Origin of the sequence: Terrabacter sp. Root181, assembly GCF_001428505.1 — a bacterium.
Classification (GTDB): domain Bacteria; phylum Actinomycetota; class Actinomycetes; order Actinomycetales; family Dermatophilaceae; genus Terrabacter.
In genome coordinates this window covers 165,332-181,666 of record NZ_LMHU01000001.1, presented here as the reverse complement: position 1 = coordinate 181,666, position 16,335 = coordinate 165,332, and the positions used below count along the sequence as shown (strand labels likewise).

16 protein-coding genes are annotated in these 16,335 nt (G+C 69.6%); 8 read left to right on the top strand and 8 right to left on the bottom strand.

What is annotated here, in order from left to right; all coding sequences use genetic code 11:
* Positions 1 to 97 precede the first annotated feature (97 nt).
* Complete coding sequence (gene iolC, locus ASD90_RS00780; protein ID WP_056754153.1) at positions 98 to 1,063, bottom strand: 5-dehydro-2-deoxygluconokinase; 966 nt, start codon at positions 1,061 to 1,063, stop codon at positions 98 to 100.
* 200 nt (positions 1,064 to 1,263) lie between these two features.
* On the opposite strand from iolC, the gene ASD90_RS00775 reads away from it, so the two are divergent.
* The 5 genes from ASD90_RS00775 to ASD90_RS00755 all read left to right on the top strand — a co-directional run bounded on the left by ASD90_RS00775 (position 1,264) and on the right by ASD90_RS00755 (position 7,078).
* Complete coding sequence (locus tag ASD90_RS00775) at positions 1,264 to 2,589, top strand: extracellular solute-binding protein (RefSeq protein ID WP_056750304.1); 1,326 nt, start codon at positions 1,264 to 1,266, stop codon at positions 2,587 to 2,589.
* Positions 2,590 to 2,665: 76 nt separating this feature from the next.
* Complete coding sequence (locus ASD90_RS00770) at positions 2,666 to 3,661, top strand: carbohydrate ABC transporter permease (protein ID WP_157622910.1); 996 nt, start codon at positions 2,666 to 2,668, stop codon at positions 3,659 to 3,661.
* Between the two features lie 41 nt (positions 3,662 to 3,702).
* Positions 3,703 to 4,524 carry a carbohydrate ABC transporter permease gene (locus ASD90_RS00765; RefSeq protein WP_235506454.1) on the top strand — a complete coding sequence of 274 codons (822 nt, stop codon included), beginning with the start codon at positions 3,703 to 3,705 and terminating at the stop codon, positions 4,522 to 4,524.
* Positions 4,521 to 6,050 (top strand): GH1 family beta-glucosidase, encoded by a 1,530-nt coding sequence (locus ASD90_RS00760; protein WP_056750298.1) that lies wholly within the window; start codon positions 4,521 to 4,523, stop codon positions 6,048 to 6,050. The genes ASD90_RS00765 and ASD90_RS00760 overlap by 4 nt, the downstream gene beginning before the upstream one ends.
* Entirely contained in the window at positions 6,047 to 7,078 is a 1,032-nt protein-coding gene (locus ASD90_RS00755) for a LacI family DNA-binding transcriptional regulator (RefSeq protein WP_056750295.1), read from the top strand. The genes ASD90_RS00760 and ASD90_RS00755 overlap by 4 nt, the downstream gene beginning before the upstream one ends.
* Before the next feature lie 227 nt (positions 7,079 to 7,305).
* On the opposite strand, the gene rplI is transcribed toward ASD90_RS00755, so the two are convergent.
* From rplI to ASD90_RS00725, 6 genes are all read right to left on the bottom strand, one after another.
* The gene (rplI, locus tag ASD90_RS00750) at positions 7,306 to 7,752 is read right to left on the bottom strand and encodes a 50S ribosomal protein L9 (RefSeq protein ID WP_056750292.1); all 447 of its coding nucleotides are present in this window, start codon (positions 7,750 to 7,752) and stop codon (positions 7,306 to 7,308) included.
* A gap of 26 nt (positions 7,753 to 7,778) precedes the next feature.
* Positions 7,779 to 8,015: a 30S ribosomal protein S18 gene (gene rpsR / locus ASD90_RS00745; RefSeq protein ID WP_013494395.1), complete on the bottom strand. Its 237-nt coding sequence runs from the start codon at positions 8,013 to 8,015 to the stop codon at positions 7,779 to 7,781.
* Between the two features lie 112 nt (positions 8,016 to 8,127).
* The gene (locus ASD90_RS00740) at positions 8,128 to 8,745 is read right to left on the bottom strand and encodes a single-stranded DNA-binding protein (RefSeq protein ID WP_056750287.1); all 618 of its coding nucleotides are present in this window, start codon (positions 8,743 to 8,745) and stop codon (positions 8,128 to 8,130) included.
* Between the two features lie 48 nt (positions 8,746 to 8,793).
* A complete protein-coding gene (gene rpsF / locus ASD90_RS00735; protein WP_028785248.1) occupies positions 8,794 to 9,081 on the bottom strand; it encodes a 30S ribosomal protein S6 in 288 nt (95 codons plus the stop codon).
* Positions 9,082 to 9,319: 238 nt separating this feature from the next.
* Positions 9,320 to 10,663, bottom strand: a complete 1,344-nt coding sequence (locus ASD90_RS00730; protein WP_056750284.1) for a glycosyltransferase 87 family protein — start codon at positions 10,661 to 10,663, stop codon at positions 9,320 to 9,322.
* Between the two features lie 38 nt (positions 10,664 to 10,701).
* The gene (locus tag ASD90_RS00725; RefSeq protein ID WP_056750280.1) at positions 10,702 to 12,933 is read right to left on the bottom strand and encodes a transglycosylase domain-containing protein; all 2,232 of its coding nucleotides are present in this window, start codon (positions 12,931 to 12,933) and stop codon (positions 10,702 to 10,704) included.
* A gap of 261 nt (positions 12,934 to 13,194) precedes the next feature.
* On the opposite strand from ASD90_RS00725, the gene ASD90_RS24100 reads away from it, so the two are divergent.
* The 3 genes from ASD90_RS24100 to ASD90_RS00710 are packed head-to-tail and all read left to right on the top strand — an operon-like array spanning position 13,195 to position 15,339.
* Positions 13,195 to 13,542 (top strand): sigma factor, encoded by a 348-nt coding sequence (locus ASD90_RS24100; protein ID WP_235506335.1) that lies wholly within the window; start codon positions 13,195 to 13,197, stop codon positions 13,540 to 13,542.
* A gap of 57 nt (positions 13,543 to 13,599) precedes the next feature.
* Positions 13,600 to 14,244, top strand: coding sequence for a PadR family transcriptional regulator (locus ASD90_RS00715; RefSeq protein ID WP_056754149.1), 645 nt, complete (start codon positions 13,600 to 13,602; stop codon positions 14,242 to 14,244).
* A gap of 3 nt (positions 14,245 to 14,247) precedes the next feature.
* Positions 14,248 to 15,339, top strand: a complete 1,092-nt coding sequence (locus ASD90_RS00710) for an inositol-3-phosphate synthase (protein ID WP_056750268.1) — start codon at positions 14,248 to 14,250, stop codon at positions 15,337 to 15,339.
* 82 nt (positions 15,340 to 15,421) lie between these two features.
* Here ASD90_RS00710 and ASD90_RS00705 read toward each other — a convergent pair whose 3' ends face one another.
* Complete coding sequence (locus ASD90_RS00705; RefSeq protein ID WP_157622908.1) at positions 15,422 to 16,288, bottom strand: DUF4190 domain-containing protein; 867 nt, start codon at positions 16,286 to 16,288, stop codon at positions 15,422 to 15,424.
* Between the last annotated feature and the right edge of the window lie 47 nt (positions 16,289 to 16,335).

The following is a 16,335-nucleotide window of genomic DNA, read 5'->3' as shown; positions in this document are numbered from 1 at the left end:
ACCTGCCCCTGCTGGTCGAGTTCGGCGACGTGACCAGCAGGGGCGGGTTTTCTCGTTTTCGGGCCCGGTCGGTGCCCGGCGAACCACCTGCCGGGACTCACATCGCGCCGTCGGCGACCTCGACGTCCGAGAGCAGCGCCTGGACCTCGGCCGTCGTCGGCATCGCCGTCGAGCAGCCGAGCCGCCCGGCGACGAGCGCGCCGGCGACGTTGGCGAAGTGGAGGGTCCGCTCGAGGTCCCATCCCTCGAGGAGGCCGTGCACGAGCGCTCCGCCGAACGCGTCACCCGCGCCGAGACCGTTGACGACGCGAACGGGGAAGGCCCCGACGCTCACCTGCTCGGTCGGCGTCATGGCCAGCACCCCGCGCGGGCCCTGCTTGACGACGGCGAGCTCGACGCCCGCGGCGAGCAGCGCCCGGGCGGCGCGCTCGGCGTCGGCCTCCCCCGTGGCGATCTCGCACTCCTCGAGGTTGCCGACGGCGACGGTGGCGTGACGCAGGCCCTCGCGCACCTGACGGCGAGCCTCGTCGGCGTCGCGCCAGAAGACGGGTCGGTAGTCGAGGTCGAGGACGGTGAGTGGCGCTCGTCCGCGCTCCTCCCACGCGGCCTGGTGCGCCGCTCTGCTGGGCTCCTGGCTGAGGCCTGTCACGGTGGACCAGTAGACCTTGGCCTCGCGGATCGCTTGCAGCGGAAGGGATTCCGCCGTGATGAGCAGGTCTGGCGCGATCGGGTAGCGATAGAACCAGATGGGGAAGTGGTCCGGCGGGAAGACCTCGCAGAAGGTGACCGGCGTGGGCGGGCCACCGGTGATGGTCTGGACGTGCGCGTCGTCGACCCCGAGCTGCAGCAGCTCCCGATGCACGAAGCGTCCGAAGGCGTCGTCGGCCGTCGCGCTGACAAGTGACGCGCGCCGGCCGTGGCGGGCCGCGGCGACCGTCACGTTGGCCGGACTGCCGCCGAGGAACTTCTCGAAGGTGCGCACCTCGTCCAGCGTGACGCCGTGCTGGAGGGGGTACAGGTCGACGCCCACGCGACCGATCGCGACGAGGTCGTAGACGGTCATGGGAGCCTCCCACCGGTGCCGGGCCCGCGCCGGCGTCTCGACCTCCACGCTAGCGGCGATCAGGTCACGGAATGGTCACGGCCCTTGACCGATGCCCACCGGCACCCCCATTCTCCTCGTGAGAGCGCTCTCACGACTGGAATCCCAGCACGGAGAGCGCTCTCACACCCACATTGGGGATGAGACCAAAGGAGCTCTCCATGACATCCCGTTCCACCCGGATCGGCGCGCCCTCCGTGCGCTCTCGCCACGCCGTACTCGCCACCCTCACCGTCGGCATGCTGGCCCTCTCGGCCTGCGGCTCGGCCTCGGGTGGCGACAGCCCCTCCACCCAGGCCGGCAGCACGGGAGGTGGCGGACCGGTCACCCTGACGCTCGCCACCTTCAACCAGTTCGGCTACGAGGAGCTCATCCCCGAGTTCGAGAAGTCGCACCCGAACATCAAGGTCACCCACAAGAAGGCCGCGACCTCCAACGAGGCCCGCGACAACTTCTTCACCCGCCTCTCGGCCGGCAGCGGCATGGCCGACGTCGAAGCCGTCGAGGTCGACTGGCTCCCGGAGATGCTCCAGTACTCCGACAAGTTCAACGACCTCAACTCTGCCGACGTCCAGGGCCGCTGGCTCGACTGGAAGGCCAAGGCCGCCACCGACGCCGACGGTCACCTCATCGGCTACGGCACCGACTCCGGCCCCGAGGCCATCTGCTACCGCAGCGACCTCTTCAAGGCCGCCGGTCTGCCCAGCGACCGCGACTCGGTCGCGAAGCTGTTCGGCACCACGTGGGAGAGCTACTTCGCCGCCGGCAAGCAGTTCAAGGCCAAGTCGAAGGTCCCCTTCTTCGACAGCATCGGCGCCACCTACCAGGGCATGGTCAACCAGCTCGAGGCCGCCTACGAGAGCCCGAGCGACGACGCGATCACGGCGACCGACAACGCCGAGGTCAAGAAGATCTACGACCAGGTCATCCAGGCCGGCATCACCGACGGCCTCTCCGCCAAGCTCCAGCAGTGGGGCGACGACTGGACCGCGAGCTACCAGAAGAACGGCTTCGCGACCATGCTCTGCCCCGGCTGGATGGTCGGTGTCATCGAGGGCAACGCCAAGGGCGTCAAGGGCTGGGACGTCGCCAACACCTTCCCCGGCGGCGGCGGCAACTGGGGCGGCAGCTACCTGACCGTGCCGAAGCAGAGCGCCCACCCGAAGGAGGCCCAGGAGCTCGCCGCGTGGCTGACCGCGCCCGAGCAGCAGATCAAGGCCTTCAAGAAGGTCGGTGCCTTCCCCAGCCAGAAGCAGGCGCTCGAGAGCCAGGACCTGCTCTCCTTCACCGTGGCCTCCTTCAACAACGCGCCGACCGGCCAGATCTTCGCCGACCGCGCCAAGGCCGTCACCATCACGCCGTACAAGGGCACCCACTACTTCGCGATCAACGACGCGATGCAGCAGGCCCTGACCCGTGTCGAGCAGGGCACCTCCCCGCAGGAGTCCTGGGACAAGTGGGTCGGCGACGTCAAGGCGCTCGGCTGACCTGACCCCCAGCCGGCCGTGGACGGCCCGGCGCACCTCCACCGCACCGGGCCGTCCACCCGACGATCGGAAGAGCATGTCCGTCCAGACCCCTGCCCGCACGACCGGGCCCCTCCCCGGCGACGCACCCGGTTTCGTGAGCCGTTCGCCGATGACCCCCCGCTCCGGGTGGCGCCGCCGCCTGACCCGGCTGGACGAGAAGGGCGCCCCCTACGCGTACGTCTCTCCGTTCTTCATCCTCTTCGGCGTCGTCGGGCTCTTCCCGCTGCTCTACACGGCGTGGGTCTCGCTCCACAAGTGGAGCCTCATCGGAGGCCAGGGCGACTTCGTCGGCCTCAAGAACTACGCGGACGTCCTCTCGCAGCCCTACTTCTGGAACGCGTTGAAGAACACCGTCAGCATCTTCCTGCTCTCGAGCGTGCCGCAGGTCATCGCGGCGCTGCTCATCGCCGCCGCCCTCGACAGCGGCCTGCGGGCCCGCACCTTCTGGCGGATGGGCGTCCTGCTGCCCTATGTCGTGGCACCCGTGGCCGTCGCCCTGATCTTCAGCGACCTCTTCGGCGACAAGTTCGGCCTCGTCAACCACCTGCTCGGCCTCGTCGGCATCGACCCGATCCAGTGGCACAAGGAGGTCCTGCCGAGCCACGTCGCCATCGCGACGATGGTCAACTTCCGGTGGACCGGCTACAACGCCCTGATCTTCCTGGCGGCCATGCAGGCCATCCCGCGCGACTACTACGAGGCGGCCATGATCGACGGCGCTGGACGCATCCGCACCTTCTTCTCGATCACGATCCCGCAGCTGCGAGCGACCATCATCTTCGTCGTCATCACCTCGACGATCGGCGGCCTGCAGATCTTCGACGAGCCGCGGATGTACGACCAGTACGGCCTCGGCGGCGCCGACCGGCAGTGGCAGACGCTGACCCTGTACCTCTACCAGCTCGGCTGGACGCAGAAGAACTTCGGCCGCGCCGCCGCCGTCGCCTGGATGCTCTTCCTCATCGTCATCGTCTTCGCGGTCGTCAACTTCCTCGTCACCCGCCGGATCGCCTCGAAGGGACAGCGATGACCACCTCGACCCTCCCGAAGACCCGACGTGGCTCCCGGCTGATGCGCCGCACCCAGGCCAGCCCCACGGCATACGTCGTCCTGGCGATCGTCCTCGTCGGCTCGGCCTTCCCGCTCTGGTGGTCCTACGTCATCGGCAGCAAGGACTCGGCCGCCATCGTGCAGGACCCGTTCTCGCTCGTCCCGGGCGGGCACTTCCTCCAGAACGCGAGCACCGTCGTCACGACGGTCCCGTTCTGGAAGGCCCTCGGCAACAGCATCTTCGTCAGCACCACGGTGGCCGTGCTCGTCGTGCTCTTCTCGGCGATGGCCGGCTTCGCGTTCGCCAAGCTGCGCTTCCGCGGACGCAACGGGCTGCTCGTCTTCGTCATCGCGACGATGGCCGTACCGACACAGCTCGGGATCGTGCCGCTCTTCATCGTCATGAGCAAGCTCGGCTGGATCGGCAGCCTCTGGGCCGTCATCCTGCCCAGCGCCGTCAGCGCCTTCGGCGTCTTCTGGATGACGCAGTACCTCCAGGAGGCCCTGCCCGACGAGCTCATCGAGGCCGCGCGCGTCGACGGCGCCTCGACCCTGCGGACCTTCTGGTCCATCGCGCTGCCCGCCGCCCGCCCCGGCGCTGCGATGCTCGGCCTGTTCACCTTCATCGCGACGTGGACCAACTTCTTCTGGCCGTTCATCATCCTCGACCCGGGCAACCCGACCCTGCCCGTAGCCCTGCAACAGCTGCAGGCCGCATACTTCGTCGACTACTCCCTCGTGCTCAACGGCGTCGTGCTCATGGCACTTCCGCTCATCGTCCTGTTCGTCTTCGCCGGGAGGCAGCTCGTCTCCGGCATCATGCAAGGAGCAGTCAAGGGATGACCGACCAGCCGCACACCCACCAGCCCCTCACGGCCTCGGCCACGGGTCGTCCTGTGGCAGAGTCCCGCCCGGTGCCGCAGGACTTCGTCCTCGGCGTCGCGACCGCCGCCTTCCAGATCGAGGGGGCTCGCCACGAGGACGGGCGCACCGACTCCATCTGGGACACCTTCTCGCACACCCCGGGTGCCGTCGTGAACGGGGACACCGGTGACGTCGCCTGCGAGCACTACCACCGGTATGCCGGCGACGTCGCCCTCATGAAGTCGCTGGGGATGCAGTCCTACCGCTTCTCGACGTCATGGGCGCGCGTCTGCCCCGACGGCGGACCGGTCAACGCCAAGGGCCTCGACTTCTACGAGCGTCTCGTCGACTCCCTCATCGAGTCGGGCATCGCGCCGTGGCTGACGCTCTACCACTGGGACCTGCCGCAGGCCCTCGAGGACCGTGGCGGGTGGACCTCCCGCGAGACGGTCGACCGCTTCGTCGACTACGCCCTGGCGGTGCACGACCGGCTCGGCGACCGCGTGAGCACCTGGACGACCCTCAACGAGCCGTTCTGCTCGGCCTTCCTCGGCTACACGGCCGGCATGCACGCGCCGGGACGCACCTCACCCGCCGACGGCCTCACCGCCGCGCACCACCTCATGCTCGGTCACGGCCGGGTCGTGCAGGAGCTGCGGGCCCGCGACGCCGCGCTCGAGCTCGGCCTGACGCTCAACTTCACGGTGGCCGACCCGGTCGACCCGTCCGACCCGCGCGACGTCGATGCCGCCCGCCGCGTCGACGCCCAGATGAACCGGGTCTTCCTCGACCCGATCTTCCGCGGCGAGTACCCCGCCGACCTCCTCGAGGACGTCCGCCATCTGGGCCTCGAGGACCACATCATGGACGGCGACCTCGACGTCATCTCGACGCCCATCGACGTCCTCGGCGTCAACTACTACAACGGCGAGGCCATCGGGCACGAGCCACCGAGCGCCGCACTCGACGACAGCGTCAACGGTGGCCGGGTCACCCGCTCGCCCTTCCCCGCGGCCGACGAAGCGCACCGCCACCCCCGCGGCCTGCCCGTCACCGCGATGGACTGGGAGATCCAGCCCGAGGGCCTGACCCGCCTGCTCGCCCGGCTCCAGCAGGACTACGCCGGCCCGGCCGGCGTGGCCCTGCACGTGACGGAGAACGGCGCCGCCTTCGACGACGTCCCCGACGAGGACGGCTTCGTCGACGACCGCGGCCGCACGGCATACGTCCGCGCACACCTGGGCGCGGTCCTCGACGCCGTCGACGCGGGCGTGCCCGTGCGCGGCTACTTCTACTGGTCCCTGCTCGACAACTTCGAATGGGCCTGGGGCTACGCCAAGCGCTTCGGTATCGTCCGAGTCGACTACGACACCCAGGTGCGCACCCCCAAGGCGAGCGCCCTCGACTACGCCCGCATCATCGCCACGCGCCGGCTGCCCACCCCGTGGGACGGTTCGGCTGGGAGCGGCGACGGCGACGAACCCGCAGGAGAATCGACAGCATGAGCGAAGGGACGCCCGCCACTCCCGTCGGGCGACCCACCCTCGAGGAGGTCGCCCGGGTGGCCGGCGTTTCCCGGGCCACGGTCTCGCGCGTCATCAACGGCTCGCCCCGGGTCAGCCCCGACGTGCTCGCCGTCGTCGAGAAGGCGATCGCCGAGCTCGACTACGTGCCCAACCGGGCCGCGCGGTCACTCGTCGCGCGCGCGACGATGTCGATCGCCCTCGTCGTGCCCGAGGACACCCACCGCTTCTTCGGCGACCCCTACTTCGCCGACGTCGTCCAGGGCATCAGCGACCGGCTCGACGACAGCGACTACGTGCTCAACCTCCAGCTGACCAGCCCGAGCTCGCCTTCGGACAAGACGAAGCGCTACCTGCTCGGCGGCAACGTCGACGGGGCCATCGTCGTCTCGCACCACTCCGGCGACCACTTCCTCACCTCGCTCAGCCGCTCCCTGCCCGTCGTCTTCGGTGGCCGGCCGATCGGTGAGGCGGCCGTCGACGGCGACTACTACATCGACGTCGACAACCGTCTCGGCGGCGTCCGGGGCACCCAGCACCTCATCGACCGCGGGCGCACGGCGATCGCGACGATCACGGGCCCGGCCGACATGCCGGCCTCGGTCGACCGCGAGCAAGGCTGGCGCGACGCCCTCGCGGGGGCCGGGCTGCCCGACCACCGCTTGGCGCGGGGCGACTTCACCGAGGCCGGTGGCATCCGCGCCGCGCTGGCCCTCATCGACGAGTACCCCGACATCGACGCGCTCTTCGTCGCGAGCGACCTCATGGCGAGCGGAGCGCTGCTCGCGCTCGAGGAGCGGGGGCTGCGGGTCCCCGACGACGTCGCTGTCGTCGGTTTCGACAACAGCAAGTACGCCACCCGCGGCAAGGTCGGCCTGACCACCGTGGCCCAGCCCGCCCGGGAGATGGGCGTCGTCATGGCCGACACCCTGCTACGACTGCTCGCGGGAGAGTCCCCGCCGCGCGTGACGACCCTCGACACCGAGCTCGTCGTCCGCGACTCCACCTGACCCGTCGCTGGAGATGGGGGTGCCGGCGGACTCGTCGGCGCGCCAGCGGCACACTCTCGGGTCAGCGGGCACGGAGCACGGCGTGCAGCCGGCCCGAGGGTGTGCGCGTCGCCCGCAGGCGCCCCGGCGTGACCGGCATCGGCTGCGTGACGGGCCCTCGCACGGCGAAGGGCCGGGCTCCGCGTGATGCGGAGCCCGGCCCTTCGGCGTGCTTCAGACCTCGAGGGTCAGGCGGGGACGACCTCGAACTTGAGGGTCGCCGCGACCTCGGGGTGCAGACGGACGGTCGCCTCGTAGGAGCCGAGCGTCTTGATGGCCTGCTTGACCTCGATCTTGCGCTTGTCGAGCTCCGGGCCACCGGCAGCCTTGACGGCGGCAGCGATGTCGCCGTTGCTGACGGCGCCGAAGAGGCGACCGGACTGGCCGGACTTGGCCGGGACCTTGACCGACGTGGCCTCGAGCTGGCCCTTGACACCCTTGGCGGTGTCGAGGTCCTTGATCTCGCGGACCGCACGGCCCTTGGTCAGGGCGTCGACCTGCTTCTGGCCGCCCTTGGTCCACGGGGTCGCGAGACCGCGCGGCATGAGGAAGTTACGGCCGTAGCCGTCCTTGACCTCGACGATGTCACCAGCAGCACCGAGGCCGGTGACCTCGTGCGTGAGAATGAGCTTCATGGTGTTCTCCTCGTTCCCGAACGGGCTCAGCGAGCCGAGCTCGAGTAGGGCAGCAGGGCCATCTCACGGGCGTTCTTGACGGCCGTGGCGATGAGACGCTGCTCCTGGACGGACACACCGGTCACGCGACGCGCGCGGATCTTGCCGCGGTCGGAGATGAACTTGCGCAGGAGCGCAGTGTCCTTGTAGTCGATGTTCTCGACCTTCGCCGCCTTCAGCGGGTTGGCCTTCTTCTTGGGCTTGCGCACAACGGGCTTTGCCATCGTGGTGCTCTCCTTCTTGATGAGAGCCCGGGGGAGGTGCCCCGGGATGGGTTAAGAACTACGGGGTATGCCGTCCGGCTCGGTCACCGGACGACGGTGCTGACCTGCTCGATCAGAAGGGGGGCTCGTCGTAGCTGGGGGCTGCGCCCCACCCACCACCCTGCTGGCCACCTGCCGCGGGCTGGCCACCGCCCGAGGGCTGGTTCCAGCCGCCCTGGCCGCCGCCTGAAGCCGGGGCCGCCTGGCCACCGGCGGAACCGCCGGTCGCCCACGGGTCCTCGGCCTGGCCGCCGCCGGAGCCACCGCTCCAGCCGCCGCCCTGGTTGCCCTGGCCGCCGCCGAAGCCGCCACCACCGCCACCACCGCGCTGGGTCTTGTTGACCTTTGCGGTGGCACTGCGCAGGGACGGGCCGATCTCGTCGACGTCCATCTCCACGACGGTGCGCTTCTCGCCTTCCTTCGTCTCGTAGGAACGAGACTTCAGCCGGCCGGACACGATCACGCGCATGCCCCGCTGGCACGACTCGGCGACGTTCTCCGCCGCGTCGCGCCACACCGAGCAGCGCATGAACAGCGTCTCGCCGTCCTTCCACTCATTGCTCTGGCGGTCGAACTGCCGCGGCGTCGAGGCCACGGTGAAGTTCGCGACCGCGGCTCCGGACGGCGTGAAACGCAGCTCGGGGTCGGCGGTCAGGTTGCCGATGATCGTGATGACGGTGTCGCCTGCCATGGACCAGTCCTTCGTCGGTTGATCGAGCGGATCAGTATCTTCGCTGAATCAGGCGCCGGGGCGCAGCAGCTTGGTGCGCATGACCGACTCGCTGAGGTTCAGCTGGCGGTCGAGCTCCTGGGCGGTGGCCGGCTCGGTCGTCATGTTGACGACGACGTAGATGCCCTCGGACTTCTTCTTGATGTCGTAGGCGAGACGGCGGCGGCCCCAGATGTCGACGTTCTCGACGGTGCCCCCGTCGTTCTTCACGACGGTGAGGAACTTGTCCATCGTCTTGTCGACGGTGCGCTCTTCGGTCTCCGGGTCGAGGATGACCATGAGTTCGTACTGACGCATGCTTCTAACCCACCTCCTCTGGTCTTGGCGGTCACGAGTCTCTCTCGTGACAGGAGGGTTGCATTCGTCCCGCCGCGAGCCTGGGGCCCGGCCTGATCTTCCAGCCGGGTTCAGCCTCGCAGACCTCACCGACATCGGTCGGGTCGATCCACAGGCCACCGGGCACACGGCGAACTGGGCAAGACTACCGGGCCGGACGGCATACGCCGAATCCGCAGCGCCGCCGCGCCGTCATCGCTCAGGAGAAGCGGACGATCAGCCGGTCCTCGGCGCCGCTCATCGGCCCGGCGAGGTCGTCGGGCTCGGCGCTCGACCGGCTCCACCGGTCGCGCGCCCGCAGCCACACGACCGCCACCAGCCACAGCACGGCCACGACGCGCAGCATCGAGAAGAAGGCGTACCACGCCGGCGGCAGGCCGCGGTCGGGCACGGTCGTCGCGGCGATCGTCAGCCACACGGCGACGAAGTTGAGGGCCTCGGCGCCTGCCCACATGAGGTGGTCGCGCCACTGGAGGGCGCACCACGCGACGAGGGGCACGAGCCACAGCGAGCTCTGCACGGTGAACGACTTGCCGGTGACGAGGACGAGGCCGACCATGACGAGCGACACCTCGGCGATCGTCGGGCGCCGGGCCGACGACAGGGCGAGCACGGCCCCCACCACCAGGGCGACGAGCCAGCCGACGACGGCGAGCGCCGTCACGGCACCCGCGGGCAGTGCGTGCCCGGCGAGCTGCGGCAGCAGCCACGGCGAGCCGTAGCCGGCTCCCGCCGACGCCCACTGCTGGTAGGGCGACGCGGCCGCCCCCGGGTTGAGCAGCCAGAGGCCCGAGAGCAGGGCGCCGAAGGTCAGCAGGGCGTAGCCGACGACCCTCCCCATCTCGCGCAGCCGCCCGGACCGCACGCAGAGCAGCGCGATCGCCACGAGGATGAGCACGGGATACGACCGGGCGCCCATGGCGAGCCCGAGCAGCACCCCGGCGAGCGTCGGGTTGCGCCGCGACCACGCCCACATGCCGGCGCTGGCGAGAGCCACCCCGAGCATGTCGGCGGAGATGAAGCCGGCGAGCACCACGACCGGCGACAGCGCGACGTGCGCGGCCGAGAAGGGTCGGGCCGCCGACGAGGCGACGAGCCACACGACCGTGAGCAGCAGGAGGGTCAGCAGCACCGACCACAGCGCGAAGTACCAGGCGGCGCGCGTCTTGAGCGAGCCGTCGTCGGGCCCGAGGCTCGCGACGGCGGTGAGCACCAGCCCGGTCAGGGGTGGCTGTCCCGTGACCGGAGCACCGTCGCCGCCCTGGAGGTATGCCGCGAGGCCGGCCTTGAGGTTCGAGTCGCGGTAGGCGGTAGGCAGGTCGGCGTAGCAGGCGCTCCAGAACTGCGTATCGCCCGTGAAGCCGGTGCGCAGGCAGGGCACGCGGATGAGGATCGCGAGCCCGGCGGTGACGGCCGTCAGCGCGGACAGCAGCGCGGCCGTGAGCACCCACGGGAGCTCACGGGCCGCGGCATACCGTCCGCGGGGGCCTCCGATGACCTCGGAGGCCGCCCGCACGACGGGGTCGTCGACCGTCCCGGTCACCGAGCGGTCACCTCGTCACCCCACCACTCGCGGCCGCGTCATGGGCCGTTGCCGGGTTTGGTCGACGTGGGCGACGGCCCGGGCAACGGGATGGTGATCGTCGGCTCCGCGGTCGTCGTCGTCGGCTGGGGCTTGCCCGTGCCGTTCGTCTTCGTCGGCTGCGTCGTCGTCGGGGCCGTGGTCGTCGGCTCCTGCGTCGTCGTCGGCGGCGCCTGCGTCGTCGTCTCCGGCGGCGGAGTGAACGTCGTCGTCGGGGTCGGGATCTTGTCGTCGCCGACACCCGCACGCTCCGGGAACTCCTGGACCTCCATGTTCTCCGTCACGACCTTCATGAAGTCGTAGAAGACGTCGGCCGGGATCGTGCCACCTGTGAGGTTGGTGTCCTCGGCGTCGGTGAGGGTCAGCGGGTTGCCGTTGTCGTCCGGCTTGTACATCCCGATCGACACAGCGAGCTGCGGCACGAACCCGGAGAACCAGATCGACTTCGCCTCCGAGGAGGTGCCGGTCTTGCCGGCCACAGGGCGGCCCAGCCGCTGGAGCTTCGTCGCGGTGCCGCCGTCCTTGACGGTGTAGGTCATGGCGTCCGTGACGTCGGCGGTCACGTCCTTGTCGAAGGCGCGCTTGGTCTGCGGCTTGGCCACGTAGCTGAAGTCACCCGTCGTCGAGGTGACCTTCTTGACGAAGTACGGCTTGGACCGCACGCCCTGCGACGCGATGGTCGAGTAGGCGGAGGCCATGTCGATGACGTGCGGCGAGGCGGTGCCGAGGACGTTCGTGAGGTCGGTGCCGAGGCCGCGGGTCTTCTCCGGCATGCCGGCGTCGATGGCGGCCTGGCGCGTCAGCTCCGGCGTGATCTCGTTGTTGAGGTTGACGAAGGCCGTGTTGATCGAGCGACCGATCATCCGGCGCATGTCGACCATGCCGTAGGACCGCTCGCCGAAGTTGGTGATCTTCGTGCCGTCGATCTCCTGGGGCTGGTCGCCGTCGAACTTCGTCTTCGTCGAGATGCCGTCGCGGACAGCCGCGAGCACGGCGAACGGCTTGAAGTTGGAGGCGCCCTGCATCGTCGCCTGGGTCGCGGAGTTGTACTGCGTCTTCGCGTAGTCGGCGCCGCCGTACATCGCCACGACCGCGCCGTCACCGGGCTTCATCGCGATGAGGCCGCCCTGGACCTTCTTCGGCAGGTTGTCCTTCATCGCCGCGATCGCAGCCGTCTGGGCCTTCTTGTCGATCGTCGTGACGATGCGCAGGCCGCCGTTGTCGATGTCCTGCTCCGAGAGGCCCGTCGAGACGAGCTCGCGCTTGACCTGGGCGGTGATGTAGCCGTTGGGGCCCGACGAGAACTTGTTGCCCTTGTAGGCCTGGATCTTCGGCAGCTCGGTGTACTTGGCCCGCTCGGCCGCGCTGAGCCAGCCCTCCTGCACCATGCCGTCGAGGACGTACGCGTAGCGCTTGGTGAGGTTGGCCTCGGCCGTGTCGCCGTTGGCGGGGTCGTAGAGCGACGGGGCGTTGATGACCGACGCGAGGACGGCGGCCTCGCCGACGTTGAGCTTGGAGACGTCCTTGTTGAAGTACGCCTTGGACGCGCTCTGGATGCCGTAGGCGCCGCGGCCGTAGTAGATGGTGTTGAGGTACTTCTCGAGGATCTCGGACTTGGAGAGCTGGCCGTCGATCTTGACGGCGATGAGGATCTCCTTGGCCTTGCGGGAGATCGTCCGGTCCTGCGTCAGGAAGTAGTTCTTGACGTACTGCTGGGTGATCGTGGAGCCACCGACCTGGGTCTCACCGGTGACGCTCGTCTTGACGGCGCGCAGGATGCCGCCGACCGAGATGCCGTTGTTCTGGTAGAAGGTGCGGTCCTCGGCGGCGATGTGCGCGTCCTGGACGAACTTCGGCACCTGCGCCAGCTTGACGGACTCGCGGTTGCCGTCCTGGACGGCGATGCGGTCGAGCTCGGTCTTGCCGTCGCTGTAGTAGACGATCGAGACCTGCTTGTTGGCGAGCTGGTTCGGCTGCGGGATGGCGGTCTGGTTGTAGGCGACGATGACCCCGACGACGCCGAGCACGAGCAGCACCGCTGCCGCGATCGAGCCCCACTTGAGCGTGCCGATGGCCCACTTCTTCCAGCCGGTGCGGCCCTCGCCCTCACCGTCGGAGAAGCCGGCGGTCCCTGCGGACCGGCCGTTGCCGTTGCCATTCCCTGCGCGCTGGGGCCGGCCCTTGTCGGCCGCCAGCTGGGCAGCGCGGATGTCGCGCCTGCTCTGCGTCACAACCTGCTCCATTCACTGATCAGGCCCGAGAAACCGTCCCGGGCCGCCACTCAGTATGACCTGACCGGCCCCGTGACGACGAAACGAAGGAGGCGGCTCACACGACTGACACAAGCGGCCCACAGACTCGGTTCACATACCCGGGGGTGCCGTGCAACCTTTCTCCGGGGTCAGCCGGTCCTGCAGGGTGTGACGACATCGACGGGCACCGACGCCGGGGCGAGATGCCTCTCGACCGGGCCGCTGACAGGGGGACGAGCCGTGGACCGGGGGTCCTTCGACGACTTCGTGGCGACGCGCTCCACCCGTCTGCTGCGAACGGCATACCTGCTGACCCACGACCGCGCGCTCGCCGAGGACCTCGTGCAGACGTCGCTCGCGAAGGCGTGGTTCGCGTGGGGTCGCATCGACGGCCAACCCGACGCGTACGTCCGTCGGGTCATGGTCAACACGTACTCCAGCTGGTGGCGGCGGCGCTGGGCGCTGGCCTCCGAGCGGGGTCCCGGGGTCGATCGGCCGGAACGAACCACCGAACGGACGCCAGGCGTCGAAACCGGGCTTCGCTCCGGCCGATCGGCCCAGCGGCGCGACAGCGGCGGCGGTCCGTGACGCGCTATGCGTCGGCGTGATGTATCGCAGCGATATATCTGGGTGTACCGTGGTCACGTGCCGAAGTCCGAACGCCCCCAGAGCCGCCGCGCCGCGCTGCTCGAGTTCGCGGTCCTCGGCCTGCTCCACGACGGACCGCTGCACGGCTACGAGCTGCGCAAGCGCCTCACCACCGCGCTCGGCATCTTCCGGGCGCTTTCGTACGGCTCGCTCTACCCGGCGCTGCGCCACCTCGTCGACTCCGGCTGGATCCACGAGACCACCGAGGCCGCCTCGGCCAGCAGCAAGCGCCCCCGCATCACCTACGAGCTGACCGCCGACGGCAAGGAGCACTTCCAGGACCTCGTCGCGGCCAGCGGCCCCGACGCCTGGGACGACGACGACTTCGACGTCCGCTTCGCCTTCTTCTCCCGCACCGAGGCGCAGGTGCGCCTGCGCATCCTCGAGGGCCGGCGCTCGCGCCTCGAGGAGCGTCTCGCCAACATCCGCGACGCCTCCCAGGCCCGCCGCGAGCGGATGGACGGCTACACCCTCGCCCTCCAGCAGCACGGCGAGGAGCGCGCCGAGCGCGAGGTCCGCTGGCTCGAGGAGCTCATCGTCGCCGAGCGCCGCGCGGCGCTCGACCCGGGCCCGGCGGCATACGACGAGCCCACCACAGACATCTCCACCCCCCAGAGCACGACCACCAACAACAAGGAGTGATCCATGGGATCCGTACGCGTCGCCATCGTCGGCGTCGGCAACTGCGCGAGCTCGCTCGTGCAGGGCGTCGAGTACTACAAGGACGCCGACCCCACCACCGGCGTCCCCGGCCTCATGCACGTCAAGTTCGGCGAGTACCACGTCTCTGACGTGGAGTTCGTCGCCGCGTTCGACGTCGACGACAAGAAGGTCGGCAAGGACCTGTCCGAGGCCATCAACGCCTCGGAGAACAACACCATCAAGATCGCCGACGTCCCCACCACGGGCGTCGAGGTCCAGCGCGGCCACACGCTCGACGGTCTCGGCAAGTACTACCGGCTGACGATCGACGAGTCGGGCGCCGAGCCGGTCGACGTCGTGCAGGTCCTCAAGGACCGCAAGGTCGACGTCCTCGTCTCCTACCTCCCGGTGGGCTCCGAGCAGGCCGACAAGTTCTACGCCCAGTGCGCCATCGACGCGAAGGTCGCCTTCGTCAACGCGCTCCCGGTCTTCATCGCCTCCGACCCCGAGTGGGCCGCGAAGTTCGAGGCCGCCGGCGTGCCGATCATCGGTGACGACATCAAGAGCCAGGTCGGCGCGACCATCACGCACCGCGTCATGGCCAAGCTCTTCGAGGACCGCGGCGTCGTGCTCGACCGCACGTACCAGCTCAACGTCGGCGGCAACATGGACTTCAAGAACATGCTCGAGCGCGAGCGCCTCGAGTCCAAGAAGGTCTCCAAGACGCAGGCCGTCACGAGCAACCTGACCGGTCCGCTCGCGGGTCTCGTCGACAGCAAGAACGTCCACATCGGCCCGTCCGACTACGTCGCGTGGCTCGACGACCGCAAGTGGGCCTACGTCCGCCTCGAGGGTCGCGCCTTCGGTGACGTGCCACTGAACCTCGAGTACAAGCTCGAGGTCTGGGACTCCCCCAACTCGGCCGGCATCATCATCGACGCCATCCGTGCGGCGAAGATCGCCAAGGACCGCGGCATCGGCGGCGCCCTGCTGTCCGCCTCGTCCTACCTCATGAAGTCCCCGCCGGAGCAGCGCCCCGACGACCTCGGTCGCGCCAAGCTCGAGGCCTTCATCGCGGGCACCGAGGAGCGCTGACCTCCCGGTCACCGTGAATGCCGTGAGGCCCCCTTCCGTCCGGAAGGGGGCCTCACGGCTACCCCGTGGTGACACGGCGTGACTACTTGAGGGCCGTGCCGGTCGTCGTGCCCTTCGGGGCGTCGACGACGCAGATGATCTCGCGGCTGCCCCGCCACGAGAACGCGTCCTGCGGGTAGATGAAGGACGGGCTGAGGTCGTCGTAGGCCCGCTGGGTGATGAGGGGGTCGGCCTTCTCGGTGCATCCCTTCTCGGCGGCCGCTACGACCTTGTCCTCGCCGGGCCACGGGCCTGCGGGCATCGCGAAGATCGTCACGACCTGGCTCTCGTGGGCCGACGTGCACGGGAGGATCGTGACGCTGTCGACCTCGTCGCGACCCGCGCCCGAGAAGCAGTCGCCGGCCTTGAGGTCTTCCACGTAGGCGTCGGACGTCTGGGTCACGGCTCCTGACGCGTTGCGTGCGGGCTCGTCGGTGACGACGGCGGCGACGACGAGCACGGTCCAGCCGAGCAGCCAGAGCACGCCGAGCACGATGCCCGCGACGGCCATGCCCCGGCCCCGTTGGATCCGATACTTCAGCTGGTTCAGGGCAACCACGCCGAGCACGATCGCGACGACGGCAGCGACGGGGAAGAGCCCGGCGATGCCGCAGCAGAGGGCGGCGATCGCCAGCCCGTTGCTGCCCGGCACCGGAGTCGGCTGGTACGTCGCATCGCCGGCCGGTGGCAGCGTCGGGTACGTCGGGCTCATCGTGTCCGTCGGGGCGGTCGAGGTCCCGAAGGGCGGCATCATCGGCGGCGGCGCCACCGGTACGGGGGGCGAGGTGGGCGCAGACGGCTCGGGCGCAGGCGCAACGGGCACGGAGTCGTCGGCAGGTGGCGCGGGCGGTGCATCGACGTCCGGGTTCGGCTGCGGGGGTCCGCTCGGTGGCGGCAGTTCGGCGGTCACGACCGGGAGCATGTCAGGTCGATGCCCCCCTCGGGACGAAACGGAAC